The sequence below is a fragment of the Pseudomonas kilonensis genome, from assembly GCF_001269885.1.
In the GTDB taxonomy this organism is placed as follows: Bacteria; Pseudomonadota; Gammaproteobacteria; order Pseudomonadales; family Pseudomonadaceae; genus Aquipseudomonas; species Aquipseudomonas kilonensis.
Genome location: NZ_LHVH01000033.1, coordinates 1 through 17,113 on the forward strand (window position 1 = coordinate 1; position 17,113 = coordinate 17,113).

At 60.9% G+C, this 17,113-nt stretch carries 15 protein-coding genes, 2 rRNA genes and 1 pseudogene; 7 read left to right on the plus strand and 11 right to left on the minus strand.

The annotated features are described in order from the left end of the window. Positions 1 to 302 precede the first annotated feature (302 nt). Positions 303 to 734, minus strand: coding sequence for a methyl-accepting chemotaxis protein (locus AD662_RS30235; RefSeq protein WP_370873836.1), 432 nt, complete (start codon positions 732 to 734; stop codon positions 303 to 305). 108 nt (positions 735 to 842) lie between these two features. Beyond that, positions 843 to 1,619: pseudogene (locus AD662_RS30240) on the minus strand (PAS domain-containing protein); the annotation flags it as partial. Between the two features lie 218 nt (positions 1,620 to 1,837). On the opposite strand from AD662_RS30240, the gene AD662_RS24055 reads away from it, so the two are divergent. The 3 genes from AD662_RS24055 (at position 1,838) to AD662_RS24065 (ending at position 5,242) form a co-directional block, all read left to right on the plus strand. Continuing rightward, on the plus strand, positions 1,838 to 3,256 hold the full coding sequence (locus tag AD662_RS24055) for a short-chain fatty acid transporter (protein ID WP_003205576.1): 1,419 nt from the start codon (positions 1,838 to 1,840) through the stop codon (positions 3,254 to 3,256). Between the two features lie 112 nt (positions 3,257 to 3,368). After that, the gene (locus AD662_RS24060; RefSeq protein ID WP_053189857.1) at positions 3,369 to 4,529 is read left to right on the plus strand and encodes a hypothetical protein; all 1,161 of its coding nucleotides are present in this window, start codon (positions 3,369 to 3,371) and stop codon (positions 4,527 to 4,529) included. Between the two features lie 179 nt (positions 4,530 to 4,708). Beyond that, on the plus strand, positions 4,709 to 5,242 hold the full coding sequence (locus AD662_RS24065) for an SET domain-containing protein (RefSeq protein ID WP_053181905.1): 534 nt from the start codon (positions 4,709 to 4,711) through the stop codon (positions 5,240 to 5,242). A gap of 10 nt (positions 5,243 to 5,252) precedes the next feature. Here the strand turns inward: AD662_RS24065 and can are convergent, their stop codons facing one another. Next, positions 5,253 to 5,897: a carbonate dehydratase gene (can, locus tag AD662_RS24070; protein WP_003205581.1), complete on the minus strand. Its 645-nt coding sequence runs from the start codon at positions 5,895 to 5,897 to the stop codon at positions 5,253 to 5,255. 5 nt (positions 5,898 to 5,902) lie between these two features. Then, positions 5,903 to 6,031, minus strand: a complete 129-nt coding sequence (locus tag AD662_RS29975) for a hypothetical protein (RefSeq protein ID WP_256365268.1) — start codon at positions 6,029 to 6,031, stop codon at positions 5,903 to 5,905. On the opposite strand from AD662_RS29975, the gene AD662_RS24075 reads away from it, so the two are divergent. Beyond that, complete coding sequence (locus AD662_RS24075; RefSeq protein WP_018604595.1) at positions 6,030 to 6,434, plus strand: hypothetical protein; 405 nt, start codon at positions 6,030 to 6,032, stop codon at positions 6,432 to 6,434. The two genes, AD662_RS29975 and AD662_RS24075, sit on opposite strands and share 2 nt — an antisense overlap. 113 nt (positions 6,435 to 6,547) lie before the next feature. On the opposite strand, the gene rimI is transcribed toward AD662_RS24075, so the two are convergent. Together rimI and AD662_RS24085 are read right to left on the minus strand one after the other, a co-directional pair. Further along, positions 6,548 to 7,000, minus strand: a complete 453-nt coding sequence (rimI, locus tag AD662_RS24080; protein ID WP_003205585.1) for a ribosomal protein S18-alanine N-acetyltransferase — start codon at positions 6,998 to 7,000, stop codon at positions 6,548 to 6,550. Continuing rightward, positions 6,993 to 7,772, minus strand: a complete 780-nt coding sequence (locus tag AD662_RS24085; protein ID WP_018604593.1) for a hypothetical protein — start codon at positions 7,770 to 7,772, stop codon at positions 6,993 to 6,995. Before AD662_RS24085 ends, rimI begins: the two co-directional genes overlap by 8 nt. Before the next feature lie 181 nt (positions 7,773 to 7,953). On the opposite strand from AD662_RS24085, the gene mksB reads away from it, so the two are divergent. From mksB to mksF, 3 genes are read left to right on the plus strand one after another with little or no spacing between them, the layout of a single operon-like run. Next, entirely contained in the window at positions 7,954 to 9,234 is a 1,281-nt protein-coding gene (gene mksB, locus AD662_RS24090; RefSeq protein ID WP_018604590.1) for an Mks condensin complex protein MksB, read from the plus strand. Then, complete coding sequence (mksE, locus tag AD662_RS24095) at positions 9,224 to 9,925, plus strand: Mks condensin complex protein MksE (protein WP_018604588.1); 702 nt, start codon at positions 9,224 to 9,226, stop codon at positions 9,923 to 9,925. The genes mksB and mksE overlap by 11 nt, the downstream gene beginning before the upstream one ends. Further along, positions 9,922 to 12,762: an Mks condensin complex protein MksF gene (gene mksF / locus AD662_RS24100; protein WP_018604586.1), complete on the plus strand. Its 2,841-nt coding sequence runs from the start codon at positions 9,922 to 9,924 to the stop codon at positions 12,760 to 12,762. Before mksE ends, mksF begins: the two co-directional genes overlap by 4 nt. Positions 12,763 to 13,003: 241 nt before the next feature. Here mksF and AD662_RS24105 read toward each other — a convergent pair whose 3' ends face one another. The 5 genes from AD662_RS24105 to AD662_RS24125 form a co-directional block, all read right to left on the minus strand. Further along, entirely contained in the window at positions 13,004 to 15,307 is a 2,304-nt protein-coding gene (locus AD662_RS24105; protein WP_018604584.1) for a PqiB family protein, read from the minus strand. Beyond that, complete coding sequence (locus tag AD662_RS24110) at positions 15,300 to 15,923, minus strand: paraquat-inducible protein A (protein ID WP_018604582.1); 624 nt, start codon at positions 15,921 to 15,923, stop codon at positions 15,300 to 15,302. Before AD662_RS24110 ends, AD662_RS24105 begins: the two co-directional genes overlap by 8 nt. Next, positions 15,910 to 16,569, minus strand: coding sequence for a paraquat-inducible protein A (locus AD662_RS24115; protein WP_024619831.1), 660 nt, complete (start codon positions 16,567 to 16,569; stop codon positions 15,910 to 15,912). The genes AD662_RS24110 and AD662_RS24115 overlap by 14 nt, the downstream gene beginning before the upstream one ends. Positions 16,570 to 16,717: 148 nt before the next feature. Then, a 5S ribosomal RNA gene (gene rrf, locus AD662_RS24120) occupies positions 16,718 to 16,833 on the minus strand. 155 nt (positions 16,834 to 16,988) lie between these two features. Beyond that, positions 16,989 to 17,113 (minus strand): 23S ribosomal RNA (locus tag AD662_RS24125); the annotation flags it as partial.

A 17,113-nucleotide genomic window follows, 5' to 3' on the forward strand; every position in this document is an offset into this window, starting at 1 on the left:
CTTTGGCGACATCAACACCCACGATCGGCTTTGCGACAGAAACCGGCATTGCCATTGAAAATCCTCCGGGCTAAGGTTTGAACACTTGAAGGGTTCACCCAGAGGCGCAGGCTTGTTCCTATCGTCGGTCTAGGCCAGATGCATTCTTTATCGGCGCTTGGGTGAAAGGAGGAGGGGTGAAATCTCCCACGGTCTGTACTGCGGCTAACAGTCAGAATCGAGCTTTGTCCCTCCTCCTCCCTTCAAGTCCTACCATACAAGCGAGCTTGCTCGCGATAGCGGCGGCTCGCTCAGCAGGTCTCTCAAGTCGATAGCTGGTTGGCAAACTGACTCACCGCATCGACCACCTTCTTCGCCCCGTCCTGGATCTCGACAATCACCGTCCCCGCCTCGGCGGCCAGGGCCAGGCCGTGTTCAGCCTGGTGCTGGCCGTCGGTCATCAGTGCCACGGCGTTGCGGGCCATGTCCTGGTTCTGGCGGACCACGCCCACGATTTCATCGGTCGCCTGGCTGGTGCGCGATGCCAGTTGTCGCACTTCATCGGCCACCACCGCAAAACCACGGCCTTGCTCACCGGCCCGGGCCGCTTCGATCGCGGCGTTGAGCGCCAGCAGGTTGGTTTGTTCGGCGATGCCGCTGATGGTCTTGACGATGGTACCGATCACCAGGGATTGTTCATTCAGCGCCTCGATGCCTTCGCCAGCGGTTTGCATGTGCCGGGCCAGGTCGCGCATCACATCCACGGCCTGGGTCACCACCGTCGTGCCGCGCTGGGCACTGCTGTCGGTCTGCAACGAGGTGCTATAGGCGATGCTGGCCGCCTCGGCGACGGCTTTTTCCTGGTTGACCTGGTCGGTGATGTTGGTGGCGAACTTGACCACTTTATACAGCCGCTCGTTGGCATCGAGCACCGGGTTGTAGGAGGCTTCCAGCCAGACCTCACGACCACTGCTGTCGAGACGCTTGAAGCGGCCAGCCACAAACTCACCACTGTTCAAGCGCTTCCAGAACTGCTGGTAGGCCGCGCTGTTGTATTCCTCAGGTTCACAAAACGTGCGGTGGTGCTTGCCCTTGACCTGCGCAAGGCTGTAACCCATGGCGTTGAGGAAGCGATCATTGGCCGTCAGTACATGACCACCCAAATCGAATTCGATCACCGCCGTTGAACGCACCAACGCGCCGATGAGGTTTTCATGCTCGCGGGAAGCCTCGATGGTGCGGGTCAGGTCATTGGAGTACATCGAAAAATAGCGGATCCGCCCGTCAGCACCCCGCACGGGCTGGAGGATCGAACGCAGCCAGGCTTCCTGGCCATTGCCTCGCAGCAGGCGCACGGCGCCGGAAAAGTGCTCGCCACGGGTCAACGCCGACTTGAAGCGAACCTGGAACTCATTGGATCTCAAATACGCAGGGACCAGCTCATCCACTGGCCGGCCAATCAAGTCCTGGCTCTTGTAGCGCATCTCGTCGAGGAAATTCTGATTGACCGATTGAATCCGTCCATCGGCATCCAGGGTGAGGCCAAGCATTTCGCGATCCAGGCTTTCCTTGACTTGCGCAAGGCTGGACAGTTCTTGGCGAAGAGCCAGCAGCTCCTGCTTCAGGCGGTTGTTGAACATGGGGCAGCTCCGACAGCAGAAGAATTAAATGGCTGTTCCCTTGCCATCGGCCCGGCGATTTTTTTCTAAAGAGCGCCCCGAGCCCCTATCGAAAATATTCCAGGGCGCCCGCGAACCCGATGAGCCTCCCATGGTCACTGGATTGTTCTACTGTTGCGCCTGACCTTTGAAGCCTTGCCGCCATCAATACCCATAACCATAAAAACGAGGTAATTGCCGTGACCACTGACATCGAAGACAGCCGTTCCGCCCGCTTCGCCTTGCGCTGTTCCAGTTTCGCCGAGCGCTGGTTCCCCGATTCCTGGGTCTTTGCCGCGCTGGCGGTGCTGGTGGTCGCCGTGGCGACGCAATTCATCGGCGCCACACCCACAGCGGCGGCCATGGCGTTTGGCGACGGCTTCTGGAGCCTGATCCCGTTCACCATGCAAATGGCCTTCGTGGTGATCGGCGGATACGTGGTCGCCAGTTCGCCGCCGGCCGTCAAATTGATTGACCGCCTGGCACGGATTCCGACCAACGGCCGCTCCGCCGTGGCGTGGGTGGCACTGATTTCCATGGTCGCGTCGCTGCTCAACTGGGGCCTGTCGTTGGTGTTTGGCGGTTTGCTGGTGCGCGCCCTCGCCCGACGCACCGACCTGAAGATGGATTACCGCGCCGCCGGCGCCGCCGCGTACTTGGGCCTGGGCGCAGTGTGGGCCCTGGGATTGTCTTCGTCGGCGGCGCAATTGCAGGCCAACCCGGCCAGCCTGCCGCCCTCGATCCTGTCGATTACTGGCGTCATTCCTTTCACCCAGACGATTTTCCTCTGGCAGTCCGGGGTCATGTTGCTGGCGCTGATCGTGATTTCCCTGATCGTCGCCTACGCCACCGCCCCGGGGCCGAACAGTGCCCGCGACGCCGCCGCTTGTGGCATCGACCCCAGTTTCAGTATGCCGGCGTTGCAGCCCCGTACCCGCCCAGGGGAATGGCTGGAGCACAGTCCGCTGCTGATCATCGCCCTGGTGCTGCTGGCGGCCGGTTGGCTGTTCCATGAGTTTTCGACCAAGCCTGCGATCAGTGCCATTTCCGGGCTCAATACGTATAACTTCCTGTTCATCATGCTGGGCGCCTTGCTGCACTGGCGGCCGCGCAGCTTTCTCGACGCCGTGGCCCGCGCGGTGCCGACCACCACCGGCGTGTTGATCCAGTTTCCGCTTTACGGCTCGATCGCCGCGCTGCTGACCACGGTCAAAGGCAGTGATGCCCAGACCCTGGCCCACCACATCTCGACCTTTTTCGTACAAATCGCCTCCCATGACACCTACGCCCTGTTGATGGGCGTCTATTCGGCGGTCCTGGGCTTCTTCATTCCTTCTGGCGGCGGCAAGTGGATCATTGAAGCGCCCTACGTCATGCAGGTGGCCAATGACCTGAACTATCACCTGGGTTGGGCGGTGCAGATCTATAACGCCGCCGAAGCGCTGCCGAACCTTATCAACCCCTTCTACATGCTGCCGCTGCTGGGGGTCTTGGGGCTGAAGGCCAGGGACCTGATCGGTTTTTCCTTCGTCCAGTTGCTGGTGCATACGCCGCTGGTGCTGGCGCTGCTATGGGCACTGGGGACGACATTGAGTTATTTGCCGCCAGTGATGCCATAAAGCCATAAAAAAGGGCCGATATTTCCATCGGCCCACTTCTTCTTCGGCTCGGTCTGTTTCAGTATGGATGCGCCCTGTTTCGAGGGGCCCACACGCTGAAAAGGATCTGAGCATGTCCAAACTCGCCGCACTTTCTTTTGCCGCCCTGGCCTTCAGTGCCGCCGCGCACGCCACCGACATTGACGTACAACTGGGCAGCACCGAACGCGTCACTCGCCTCTTTGCCTACCCCAACAACTGCAACGTCATCTGCTTTCGCGACTGGACCCTGGAACAGACCGTCGAGCACTACCTGACCCAAAGCGTGCAGCGCGACGGCTATGGCACGGCCAAGGTCCACGTCAAAATCGATAACGACAAGGTCTATGCCAGCATCAGCGGCGTACCGAAGAGCTACGGCCAACCGCTCAAGGCCCTGCTTGACGCCGGGGACCTGGCGTACAACGGGGCCTCGAAACTCAACAGCGAAAAAAAATGGTCCTACAACTGGTACCTGTTCCTGCCGCTGGGCATGGCCCTGGAAAACCGCAAGAGTGTCGAGTTGCTGCACTTCCCGCCGGACTACTCCCTGACCCAGGCCCAGGACTACCTGGAGTCGGCGACCACCGATCGTTGGGCCACGCTGCTGACCGTCAACGGCATTGCGGTTGAACAGACGCCGGCCTACCAGACCATCATCGACATCGCGCCCATCGCAGCGCCGTCCAATGCTGGCAGCACATTGGAGGGACTCTATAGCTACTTCAAAGATTACCAGACCACCATGGTCACACAGGTCACCCAAACCGCCAGCGGCGCCGCGTTGCCGATGGTGGCCTTCGGAGCGCCCGTTCGGAACTGGATCAAGACCCAGTACGGCCAGACCGTGGGTGTGCTCGGCTTGGCGACCATCACAACCGGCAGCGGGGTCCAGGTTCCGGTCCTGGGCTCCAACCATCCGAGCTACATCTGGTACGCCGCCGACAAGGACAGCTACGACGGTGACGAAGCCAAGGCGGATGCCGCCGGCTTGAAAGTCATGGGCCAGGACCTGAGCGCCGCCTGCTGGCAGGCCGGCATGGGCAGCAAGCCGGGCACCGACCCGACCCCCCTACTGAACCAGTGCACGCAAACCTGGCAGGTCACGCAAAAGGAGAAGACCTGCGAGTTGTTCTACACCTCCATTCGCAACTTGACGCCGGATGAAGCGGCGAAAAAATGCGAAACGCCGGCGATCAAGTCGCAACTTCCGCAACTGAAGGTACCGATGCCGCTGCCAGCCGAGGCGGTCTAAACCTTGAGGCGCTTTCCCGCGTAGGCTGGCGCTGACGCGGGAAAGCGCCTTTGGCACCTGTCAGAGTCGACAGTAGATGACGCCCCCGACTTGGGCGAAGCTATCAGGGTTTTTTCAACGACCGCCGGCAGGATCGCCAGCGCCAGAAAGTCGAGTGTTTAGCACCGACAAGGACTGTCATGACCACGTTCATCACAGATCGCGCCTGTTCACAGCACCGGGATTGCATCTACCCGGAAAAACCACTCAGCACCCGCCTGGGCTACCCCTCGGTGCACGATTTCGAAGTGCATCGCACGACCGACGGCCGCGGCAACGGCAACGGCATCATCGCCCGTAAACCATTCGCGCCCATGACGAGGATGTGCAGGGTTTCGGGGTTACTGGTGAGCCGACGGCGCCTGCACACGCTGCAGATCCTGCCGGACGTCCACATGTATGACCCACACTTCGCAGGATTGCTGCTGCATTCCTGCAACCCGAATGTCTTCCTCGACATGAGCGAACTGTGGCTGTGGTCACTGGCCCGTATCGATGAAGGTGACTGCCTGACGATGGACTACGCCAGTACCGAACAGAAACTGTATCGACAGTTCGCCTGCCGGTGCGGTTCGTCCAACTGTCATGGCTGGATTACCGGCTATGACGAACCGCCCAATGAGCAGGGAATGAAGTTTCTACGGCACTGGCGCCGTCAATGTCACCGCGACTGACGAACCGGACTCAAGGCGCGTCGACCGGACGCAACCGATACTGCGGCGGCAACTGTTCGAAACCGCTGATCGTGGTGTCCAGGCTCTTCCAGCGTCCGTCCTTGATGCCGTAGATGCAGCCATGAATCGACAGCTTCTGCCCACGGTGCCAGGCGTTCTGCACGATGCTGGTATGGCCGACGTTGGCCACCTGCTGGATCACGTTCAGCTCGCACAAGCGATCGACACGTTCCTCCTCGGTCGGCAATTGGCCCAACGCCTCGCGATGCTCGTAGTACAGGTCGCGAATCGAACGCAGCCAGCCGTCGATCAGGCCCAGTTGCCGGTCCTGCATCGAGGCACGCACGCCGCCACAGCCGTAATGGCCGGTGACCAGGATGTGTTTGACCTTGAGCACGTCCACTGCGTACTGGATCACCGACAGGCAGTTGAGGTCCGTGTGCAGCACTACGTTGGCCACGTTGCGGTGCACGAACAGATCGCCCGGCAGCATGCCGACGATCTCGTTGGCTGGCACCCGCGCATCGGAACAGCCGATCCACAGGTATTCCGGGGTTTGCTGACGAGCCAGCTTGGAGAAGAAGTCAGGATCTTCCTGCTTGATCGCATCGGCCCAACGCGCGTTGTTATCAATCAGATCTTGTAATTCGTTCATGCTGTCTAGCCTCGATTGAGAGTGCGCAACTGTGACAAACGACCGCCGGTCGAGGTCACGTCGGCGATGCATTGGAATTCCTGGATGCGCTGCCGGTCGACACCAGTAAGGCCCACAGTATGAGGAATTGCCATGAATGATTCACGACGCCCCTTCGATGCGACGCAACCGGAACCCATTGACGACAACGAGGATCGCATGGGCTCGATGCATGAGTTGGAATTCGACGAAGAAGAACCCAGCGCGAAGATCGGTGACGAACTGCCAAAAGATGAGCGCGAACAGCTGATGCCTCGCGAACGCGTGCGTGAAGCCGGGCTGACCGGGGCTTCGACGGATGATCACGAATCGACCGACGACGACATGAGCCCGGAAACCCTCATTCGCGAAGACGGCGCCCGGGATGCCTTCGAGGCCGGCGGCGACGAACAGGCGGACTGGGACCTGAGTGTGGTGGATGAAAATGATATTGGCGGGGGTGATGGGCTGGACGAGGCAGAAATGGCCGCTATCGATCCGCTGGATGGCAAGCGCTAACCAGACCCTGTGGGAGCGAGCCTGCTCGCGATGGCGGTGGATCAGTTTGCATCAATGTCGAATCTACCGCCGTCTTCGCGAGCAAGCCCGCTCCCACAGGGGGGCGTGGCAGTTCAGTCCACCAAGGTACACGCCATGACCACCGCATCCTCACGCCCGCCCACTGCCGGGTAGTAATCCCGGCGCCGGCCAATTTCATTGAAGCCATAGCGCTCATACAGCCGGAACGCCGTGCGGTTGCTGTCGCGCACCTCCAGGAAGCATTCCCGGGCCTCGGCCTTGTAGGCAATCGACATCAAGTGCTCCAACAGGCGCAGGCCCAGGCCACGGCCCTGGTTTTCCGGTTTGACGGTGATGTTGAGCAGGTGCGCCTCATCCAGGATGATCTGCACCACGCCATGGCCCACTTGCTGCTGGCCTTCGAACATCAGCCAGATCTGGTATTTGCCCAGCCCATCGAGAAATATCCCCCGGGTCCAGGGGTGGCTGTAGGCGGCGTATTCGATTTTCAGTACAGCGTCGAGGTCCGCCTCGGTCATCGGGCGGAACGATACAGCGTCACTCATTCGATTCTTTCCAGCGCGCCATCAGCCGGCGCATGGCTTGCCAGACATCAGCCTTGCGCTGTGGCGTTTCCATTAACAATTCCAACCCGGGCAACGCCCAGGCCGAGCCCAGGCCTTCGACCTGCAGTTCACGATTGAACGCCTCGGCATCCGCCTCGCCGGCAAATTTCACCGCGGGCAGGCCGATCAGCCACAGGCACACGCAGGGCTCGTCTTCGAGGCGCGCCGAAACGAAACCCTGGACGAAATCCCGCGCCGCTTCGGGCCCCTGGTCCATGGTGCCGCGCGACAACAGCGGCCAGCGCACCGGTTCGCCAATGATCTGCGGGCTGTCCGGCAGACCGGCGGCGCGCAGCATGTCCTTGAGCAGCAGATAGGCTGGATCGCGGCTTTGAAACGGCTCACCCGTGGGCAACTCCACCAACAGCAGGCAACGCCCGGCCCGCAACAGTTGCAGGGCGAAACGCGGTGGCGCGACGTAGGGCGCCTTCGGCGGCGCCTCGACAACCTCCTCCACCGGCTTGGCGTTGGTACGGGTCGAGGCCAGGCTTGGACGCGGCACTTCGATTTTCGGCCGCTCGGCCACGGGCGCCACCGGCTCGGCGACCGTCTTGGCCACAGGCGCGGTCACGACCGGCGCGATGTACTCGGGCTCGGGCGTTTCCAGCAGCTCGGGCCGCGACGGGGCGGCGAACGGCAATTCGGTACGCGGCAGCCAGTTGACCACCTGCATGGCGGTCAGATAGGCGCGGCGACGGGACTCGATAAGCAAGGGTCGGCCACTTGTGGATAACTGAAAGTGGGAGGGATTCTACCGCCCTTCGGCGCGGATCGCTTCCCTGTTGAGCCAATAGTTGATCGATAGCAAACGACAGTCCGTCCAAGGGGTGAATCGCAAGCGGCCCGATGCAGTACAATCGCCGCTTTTAATTGCCAACCCGACGGCCATTGCGATGATCGAACCCAAGCGCGTCTTGCGCGCCCTCGCTGAACACTGGGCATTGCTGGAACCTTTGTGCGAGCACTTCGACCAGGGCACCCTGAGCCTCAACGAATTGCGTTCACAGCTGGCCGCCCAACAGCTGGACAGCACACCCCAGGACATCACCAGCCTGCTGGATGTGTGGATCCGCCTGGACATTCTCGTACCGGTGGCGAAAAGCCCGAACCGCTTCGAGCTCAACGCCCAGATCCATGACTTCCTCGCCTACCTGCGCCGCGAACACCGCCTGGGCCTGTGCCTGGAGATCGAAGCCTACCTGCGTCACCTCGAGCGCCTGGCCGGCTACATCCAGGACGCCTTCGACATTCGCGACGGCAACGACCTGGCTCGCCAACTGCGCCTGCTGGACATGCGCGTGCGCGACGTGCTCAAGAAACTCGCCAACGACGAACAGGCCCTGGTGGCCGTGGCCGAGCGGGCCAAGACCAGCGACCGGCAGATCCCGCTGCGCCAGCGTTACGCCGAAGTGCTGGCGACCTGGGACGAATACGTCGAACCGATGATCCAGCTGGTGAATGCCGACGGCGCCTTCGAGCAAGGCGTGCGCAAGGTCGAGAACGTGCTGTTGCGCATGCTCACCGAACAGCAGCGCCTCGGCCATCTGGTGGACGACGACATGCTGCTGCGCACCCACGCGCGCATCCTCGAGATGCAGACCAGCGCCCAGCTGACCCTACGGCATGCCCGTGAACTGCTCCTGCCGCTGCGCGAAGAGGCTCGCCGCCACAACGCCGTGACCCGTGGCGCCGCTCTGGCCCTGGCCGCCATTCGTCGCAAAGGCATCGATGCCGTGCCGCAGGCCGCCATGCCACTGTTTACCCGGCCGCAAAGCACCTTCCTGGGCAGCGCCAGCCAGGTCGAAGCCTACGTCTATGCGCTGGCCCGTTTCGAGCCGAAACCGGCGCGCTTCCCCAAGTCCCACAGGACCCACAAGGGCGGCGAGGCACCGCGTGCGCCACGCACCGTGCGCGAGATGGTCGAGCGCTGCGAAGATGCCCTGCCGATGCCGGACCTGATGACCTGGCTGCTGGAACAGGAACCGGACGGCGCCACCGACGAATTGCTGTATTGGTTCTCGCGCCTGTCGCGGGAAAAACGTTTCAAGCGCGAGCGTCTGGAACGCCGCGACTATCACACTCACGAGCATCAGGTCAGCCTGCGCTCCTTCGCCCTGCTCTCGGCCGGCGACACCGCCGCCGAGGATTCTGCGAGCATCCCCCATGCATCTTGATCTATCCGAACTGTCCCAACTAGCGCCGATCTTCCGCGAGTTGTTCAAGGGCTACCACGTCAGCCGTCGCGACCCGGAGCTGTACGCGCAACTGTCGAACTTCCAGGACCAGTACCGCACGCTGTTCAAGGCCCTGGGCTTCGAACTGGTATGCGACACCCGTGGCTTCTATTACTTCGTGCCGGACCTGGCCGCCGCGGCAGTCAACAAGACCGCCCAGCGCCTGGCCCTGTTCACCTTTATCCTGGTCGAGCACCTGGCCGACCAGGGCCGCGACCCGATTGCCGTGCTCGACGGCGGCAGCCTGGGCCGCGATGAGCTGCCTTCGCTGCTGGAAAAATACCGCGACCTGTTCATCCAGGCCGAAGTACAGACCCAGGAAGAGCTGGAAGAAAAAATCATGCGCCGCATGACCCAACTGGGTTTTGCCAGCGAAGAGAACGGCGTGTACCGCTTCCTGCCGCCGATGCATCGTTTCCTCGACGTGTGCCTGTCGGTCCAGCAGGACCGCGACCTGGCCGCCAGCCTGCACAGTGTGTTGCCGTTGCCGGTGCCGGTGCTGATCGACGAAGACAGCGACGAAAAACTGCTGCAGACCGACGATCCGCTGGACCTCAGCCCCTTTGATGCCGAGAGCGAAGAAGACGCACTGGCCCGCGCCATTGCCGAAGAACAGGAGACCGACGCATGAGCAAGGAACGCTACGGCATCCGCCGCTTTGCCCTTTTGAACACCGCCGGCTACAGCCTCGGTCTGTTCCCGCTGGAAGAACCGCTGTCGGTGTATGGCGCGAACAACCTCGGTAAATCCGCCTCGATCAACGCCTTGCAGTTCCCGATCCTGGCGCGCATGTCGGACATGAGCTTCGGCAAGTACAGCCTGGAGCAATCCCGGCGCTTCTACTTTGCCTCGGACACCAGCTACATCCTGGTGGAAGTCGCCCTGCCCCACGGCCCACACGTGATTGGCGTGGTCGGTCGCGGCCCTGGCGGCGGTTTCGGTCACCAGTTCTTTGCCTACGCTGGCAAACTGGACCTGGCCCATTATCAGAAAAATGACACCTGCCTGCGTCAGAAAGAGCTGTTCACCAACCTGGAGCGCGAAGGCCTGAAAGCCTACGAACTCAAGCCGGATGAACTGCGACGCCTGCTGGTGGGTGGCCACACCTCGATCCCGCTGGACCTGACGCTGATCCCGCTGCGCTCCACCAGCGAGCAAAGCCTCAAGACCTTCCGCGCACTGTTCATCAACCTGCTGCACATGCGCGAAATCACTGCAGCCAAGCTCAAGCAACTGTTCCTCGACGCGTTCGAACACAGCCTGCGCTCCGGCAGCGTGGACTACATCGCCGCGTGCGAAGAAGCCTTCCGCGACGTACGCCGCATGGAGCAGGACTACAACTCCCTGGTGGCGGCCGGTCCGCTGGTGGAAGCCCTGGCCAATGGCGTGAAGCAGCGCGACAGCCTGCGCGGCAAATTGCATCGCCTGTCGCCATTGCTCGATTCGTTGCTCGGCACCTGGTCGGACTACGCCAGTGCGCGCAAGGAAGAGCTGACCATCCAGGCCGAACACTACCGCAACGAGCAGGACTCGCTGCAGAACGACCAGCGCGGCGGTACTCAGGAACTGATGCGCCTGGAACGGGAAATCAGCGGCATCCAGCGTTGGCTCGGCGAACTGTCGGTGCTCAAGCATCGCTTTGCCCTGGTGGATGACGTCAAGGTCCTGGAGCAGCAACTGCTCGCCGCCAAGGACGCTCACGACGAACTGGCCGGCGCCCTGGCCCAGTCCCGGCAGTTCAGCGCCGAGGACCTGGAAGAGCGCCTGCGCGACCTGGAAAAACGCCTGAAGTCGGTCAAGCAGCAACTCGATCACGCCGACAACAACAGCTACGCCCGTCTGCGGGAAGAGTTCTCGCAGCAGGACGTCGAACGCCTGATGCGCCTGTTCAACAGCGCCCTGTTCAGCCTGCCACTGGGCGAACACGGCATCGCGCTGGACGAGAATGGCGAGTGGGTCAAATCCATGGAGCTGATCCTCGACGGCTTCAAGGGCGAGCGTTTCGAAGTGCCGGGCCTGTCCATCGACCTGTCCCACATCGAGCCACCCGCCCTGCAAGCCCTGGCCGACCGGGCCGCGTTGCGCGACCAGAAAGAGCGCCTGGAAAAAGAACTCAAGCAGCTCAAGACCCAGCAAGCCGTGGCCGCCGACCGCGCCGCGAGCAAGACCCAGACCGAGGCGCTGTACCAGCAGGTCCTGGATGCGCAAAAAGCCCTGGAAGACTTCCGTCGCAGCCAGACCCTGAGTGCCGAGGAAGGTGAGAAGCTCGAGCAACTGGCGCAGATGGAAGCCGCCCAGGACGAACTCAAGCGCTCCAGCGATGCCTTCACCGAGCGCGTCCAGCAGTTGTCCGCCAAGTTGCAACTGGTGGGCCGGCAGATCGCCGACATGGAAGCCAAGCAACGCACCCTCGACGACGCCCTGCGCCGTCGTCAATTGCTGCCGGCGGACCTGCCGTTCGGCACGCCGTTCATGGACCCGGTCGACGACTCCATGGACAACCTGCTGCCGCTGCTCAATGACTACCAGGACAGCTGGCAAGGGCTGCTGCGCGTCGATGGCCAGATCGAAGCGCTGTATGCCCAGGTGCGCCTCAAGGGCGTGGCCAAGTTCGACAGCGAAGACGACATGGAGCGACGCCTGCAACTGCTGATCAACGCCTATGCCCACCGCACCGACGAAGCCCTGACCCTGGGCAAGGCGCGCCGTGCGGCGGTGACCGACATCGCCCGGACGCTGCGCAATATCCGCAGCGACTACGACAGCCTCGAGCACCAACTGGCGCTGTTCAACCGCGAGATCAACAAGCGCCAGGTGTCCAACCTGCAGAGCTTCCGGATCGTCCTGGCGCCGAACAAGGAAGCGCTCAAGCACATCGACCAGATCATCCACAGTGCCGGCCAGTACGAGGAAGGCGAGACTTTGTCGGTGTTCGACCTCAGCCAGAGCGCCGAGCAGGACAACAAGAACGAAGAAGCCAAGGAGTACCTGGCGCGGCTGGTGGCGGCGAACCACAACCAGCTCGGCCTCAAGGATCTGTTCGAGCTGGCGTTCGAGATCACCAAGGTCAACGGCCAGCCAGTGATCCACACCGACATCGACGGCGCGGCGTCCAACGGCACCACCATGACCATCAAGGCGCTGACCAACATGTACTTGTTGCTGCACCTGATGGACCGCGAACAGGCCGGCCGCGTGCGCCTGCCGTACTACCTGGACGAAGCCGCGGACATCGACGAGAAAAACCAGGCCGCCCTGCTGGAAACCAGCCTGCAACTGGGCTTCGTGCCGATCCTGGCCAGTGTGAAGCCGCAAGTCTGCGCCAGTGTCGCCATCGACCTGGAAGGCGGCAGTGGGCCGAACGGCATCTACATCGACGAAGCGGACTGGAAATACATCCGTCGTCACGATGCGGTGAAGGCCACGGTGAATGTCCAGGCCGACGAACCGGAGCTGGATCCGGTGTGAGGTGAATAGCCGGGCATGAAAAAGGCCGCGATCCATTGGATCGCGGCCTTTTTTTATTGCGCCGGTTTTGAGTCCGTAGGAGCTGTCGAGTGCAACGAGGCTGCGATCTTTCCACTGCCATTGAGTCCAGAGCGAAAGATCAAGATCAAAAGATCGTCCGAACGCGGCCCGAGCCTTCGCCAGCTCCTACAGAGCCCAGCGGGAGCAAGCTCCCTCGCCACAAGTGCTACATCCAATAACCTTACTTACCGAGACTGATCTTCGGCGCCCAGGTCAGCCATTCATCTTCAAACTTATCGAACAGCGGGAAGGTCTGCTCCGGTCGTGCCGGGTTACCCATTCGTTCGCCATCCGGCGTTGCGAACGCAATACCGCCCTGGATAAGCGTTTCAAGCGACTCGGTGCGCACCGTCGCGCCCTTGAACAGACCGAAGTCCAGACCGAAGCCACTGCTATTCCAGAAACGTGTGCCGCTGCGCACCAGTGGCGCATATTTGGGCTCGATCAGGATATGGATCAGCACCCGATCCGCGGTCTGGCCCAGTTCATAACCAGTAACCTTGCCCACCGTAATCTCGCGGTAGGTCACCGGCACGCCAGTCTTCAACGAACCACGGCGGGCCGCGCTCAGCACCAGGCTCAATCCCGCTTCGGGCACCGCGCTTTCCGGTGGGTTGGCCAGGGCCACGAAGCTTTTCTGCGGCCCGAGGTTTTTCGCCGAAGGCTGCACTTCAATGTATTGGCCGGTTACCAGGGTTTCCAGGTTGGAGGTCTTCATCAACCCCAACTCCGGCTTGACCACCCAGAACTGGGACCCGACCCGGGCAATGCGCTCGGGCACTTCGGTGATACGCGCCGTGAGCAGCACCGATTGCATGTCGGCGCTGAGATCAACATCCTCGATCTTGCCCACATCCAACCCTTTGAACCGGATCGGCGTACCACTGCGCAAACCATCGGCGCGATCGACCTTGATCGTGACCTCGGTGCCGCGCTGTTGTGCCGCTTCATGATCGGCAAACAGGCGGAAACGCGGGATGCGTCTTTTCAGCGGCACATTGGGCTCCGGTGTTTCGAAGGCAATCCCGCCGGCCATCAGGCTTTGCAGGGACTCGCTCTTGACCTGGATCCCGCCCGTCAAACCGCCCGTAAGGGTGATGCCACTGGCGTTCCAGAAACGTGTCGAGCCGTTGACCAGTCCTTCGTATTCTTTCTCGATGTGCACACCAATGATCAGTTGCTTCTTCTTGCGGGAAAACTGGTAGCTCTGCACCGACCCGACCTTGACCTGCTTGTAGAGGATCGGACTGCCGACTTCCAGGGAACCGAGGTTTTCGGTCAGCAGGACCAAGTGCAAGCCCGGTGAACGCAAGTCCAGCGGCGGCGCCTTTGCCCTGGCTTCGTACTCGCGTTGCGGCGCGCCACCCTTGTCACCCGGTCGCACGGCGATGTAGTTGCCCTTGACCAACGCTTCCAGACCGGTGATCCCCGCCAGGGAAATCGACGGCTTGACGACCCAGAACTGCGTGCCGGTTACCAGGTAATCTTCGGCTAATGGGTCCAGGGTCAATTCAGCCGTGGCGCTGGACAGGTCCGGATCGACCTTGAGGGTCTTCAGGCTGCCGACCTGGATGCCTTTGTACATGACCGGTGTACGACCGGCCTGCAAGCCCTCGAAATCGCTGAGCTTGACCTTCACCCGGATGCCCGCCGCAGCGGCGTCAAAGTCTTCGTAAAGACGGAACGGCAGGCTTGGGTCCGTCGGCGGGCTGTCCTTGCGGCTTTCCGGGGTGGCGAAGGCAATCCCGCCGGCCACGATGCTGGCCAGGGACTCGCTGCGCACTTTGACGCCCGAGAGGTTGGCATCGATGCTGATGCCACTGGCGTTCCAGAAACGCGTGTGTTTACGCACCAGGCTGGCGTAGGTCGGTTCGATGAAGACCTTGATTTCGACGGTGCGCTGGTCTTCGGAGAGCAGGTAGCTTTTCACCTGGCCGACCTGGATCTGCTTGTAGAACACCGGGCTGCCGCGGTTCAGCGACCCCAATCGTTCAGCCTTGATGGTCAGGTGCAAACCCGGCTTGGCATCCGACAGGGGTGGCTCTTCGACCAAGGCCTTGAATTTACGGGCCGATTCGCCTTCACCCGGGCTGATAGCCACGTAGTTGCCCGATACCAGGGTTTCCAGGCCGGTGATACCGGCCAGGCTCACGCTCGGCTTGACCAGCCAGAAACGTGTTCCGGTCTTGAGGTATTGCTCGACATCCTTGTTCATCTCGACCGTCGCGACCACCCCCTTGGAGCTGCCTTCGTCATCGAGTGTAAGGGCCGTCACTTTTCCGACCGGCATCCCTTTGTAGACGACTTCGGTTTTGTTGACCTGGATGCCTTCGCCACTCTCAAAGCGCACATTGATCTCGATTCCGGTCTCGTTATAAGCCCGCCAGCCGAGCCAGCCGCCGATGATCAACGCAATCAGCGGCAGGACCCAGATGGCCGACCAGTTCGAAGCCGGTCGGGTTTTAGCGGTAGGCAAATCAGTCATGGTCGTCATCCGACTCCGTGTTATCCCAAATCAGTCGGGGATCGAAGGTTACTGCGGCTATCATTGTCAAAATCACTACGCTGGCGAAAGCAATCGCGCCGAGACCGGCTTCGACACTGGCGAGCCGCCCAAAATTCACCACCGCCACCAGAATGGCGATCACGAAAATATCGAGCATCGACCAACGGCCAATGAACTCGATGAAACGGTACATAAGGATGCGTTGCCGTGCCGACATGGGCTGGTGCCGCTGCACGGAAAACAGTAACAAGGCGATACCCACCAGCTTGAAAGTGGGCACCAGGATACTGGCGATGAACACCACGGCGGCAATAGGAATCATGCCGTGTTGTACCAACTCGATGACGCCGGACATGATCGTACTCGGGGCGCCTTGGCCCAGCGAGTTGACGGTCATGATCGGCAACATATTGGCCGGAATATAAAGAATCGCGGCTGTGATCAACAATGCCCAGGTCCGCATCAAGCTGTTCGGGCGCCGGGGGTGAACCAGCGCGCCGCAGCGAGTACAGGTTTGGTTGTCGGCTTCAGCATCCTGCCGATTCAACTCATGGCATTCCGCACAGATCAGAATCCCTGCATCAATCGCCCGCATGGGCATCTTCTCCTGATAACGCCTGCCAGATCTGATGCGGTGACATCACCACCTCCAACCAGACCTGGACCAGCAACAAACTGATGAAGCACACCAGGCCAAGGCCTATGGTCATGGCCGCCATGTCTGCCAACTTGACGATGGCCACCAGCACGCCCATGAGGTAGACCTCAAGCATCCCCCAGTCTCGTAAATGGTGATAAATGCGGTAGAGCAACAAACCGTAGCTACGGCCAACGTCCAAGCGAATGGTCAGCAGCACAGCCAACTGGCAAAGCAACTTGAGTAGCGGAATACCCATGCTGCACAGGAACACCACCGCCGATACACCTTGCATACCGGTATCGAACAGACCGACCACGCCACTCCAAACGGTGTCCTGGGAGGACTGCCCGAGCAGATTGAGTTGCATGATGGGTAAGAAGTTGGCCGGCACATATAACAGCAGGGCGGCGATCACCAAGGCAAGACTGCGTTCGACTACATTGTGCCGGTGAGCATAGAGCTCATAGCCACAGCGGGGGCACTCGGCTTTTTCACCATGGGCCAGCTGAGGCTTGCGCATCAACAGGTCGCACTCATGACACGCCACCAGATCGCTCAGGGGTAGATCTGACAACCTATCAATGTCTGACGGATCGGGCATAAACAGCTCTGGCTCAGCTAAAGTGGGGCTATTCTAGTGCTCCAGCTCGGAAATAACTGTGCAAATTTATCACGAGCTTTCGCAGACTTTCCTGCGGGCAAAAACAAAACCCCTACCTGCATCAGCAGATAGGGGTTTCGGAATTTAATCTTGACGATGACCTACTCTCACATGGGGAAACCCCACACTACCATCGGCGATGCATCGTTTCACTGCTGAGTTCGGGATGGGATCAGGTGGTTCCAATGCTCTATGGTCGTCAAGAAATTCGGGTACTGAGTCGTGGCCAGTTGGCCTCGCTTCAGCAAATTGGGTATGTGATAGCGTCGGTGTTTTGTGAGATTCGAACTTTCGGTTCGTTTCGTCTTCACACACCGCAATCTGGTCTCTTTCGAGTTCACAAATTGCTTGGGTGTTATATGGTCAAGCCTCACGGGCAATTAGTACAGGTTAGCTCAACGCCTCACAGCGCTTACACACCCTGCCTATCAACGTCGTAGTCTTCGACGGCCCTTCAGGGGACTCAAGGTCCCAGTGAGATCTC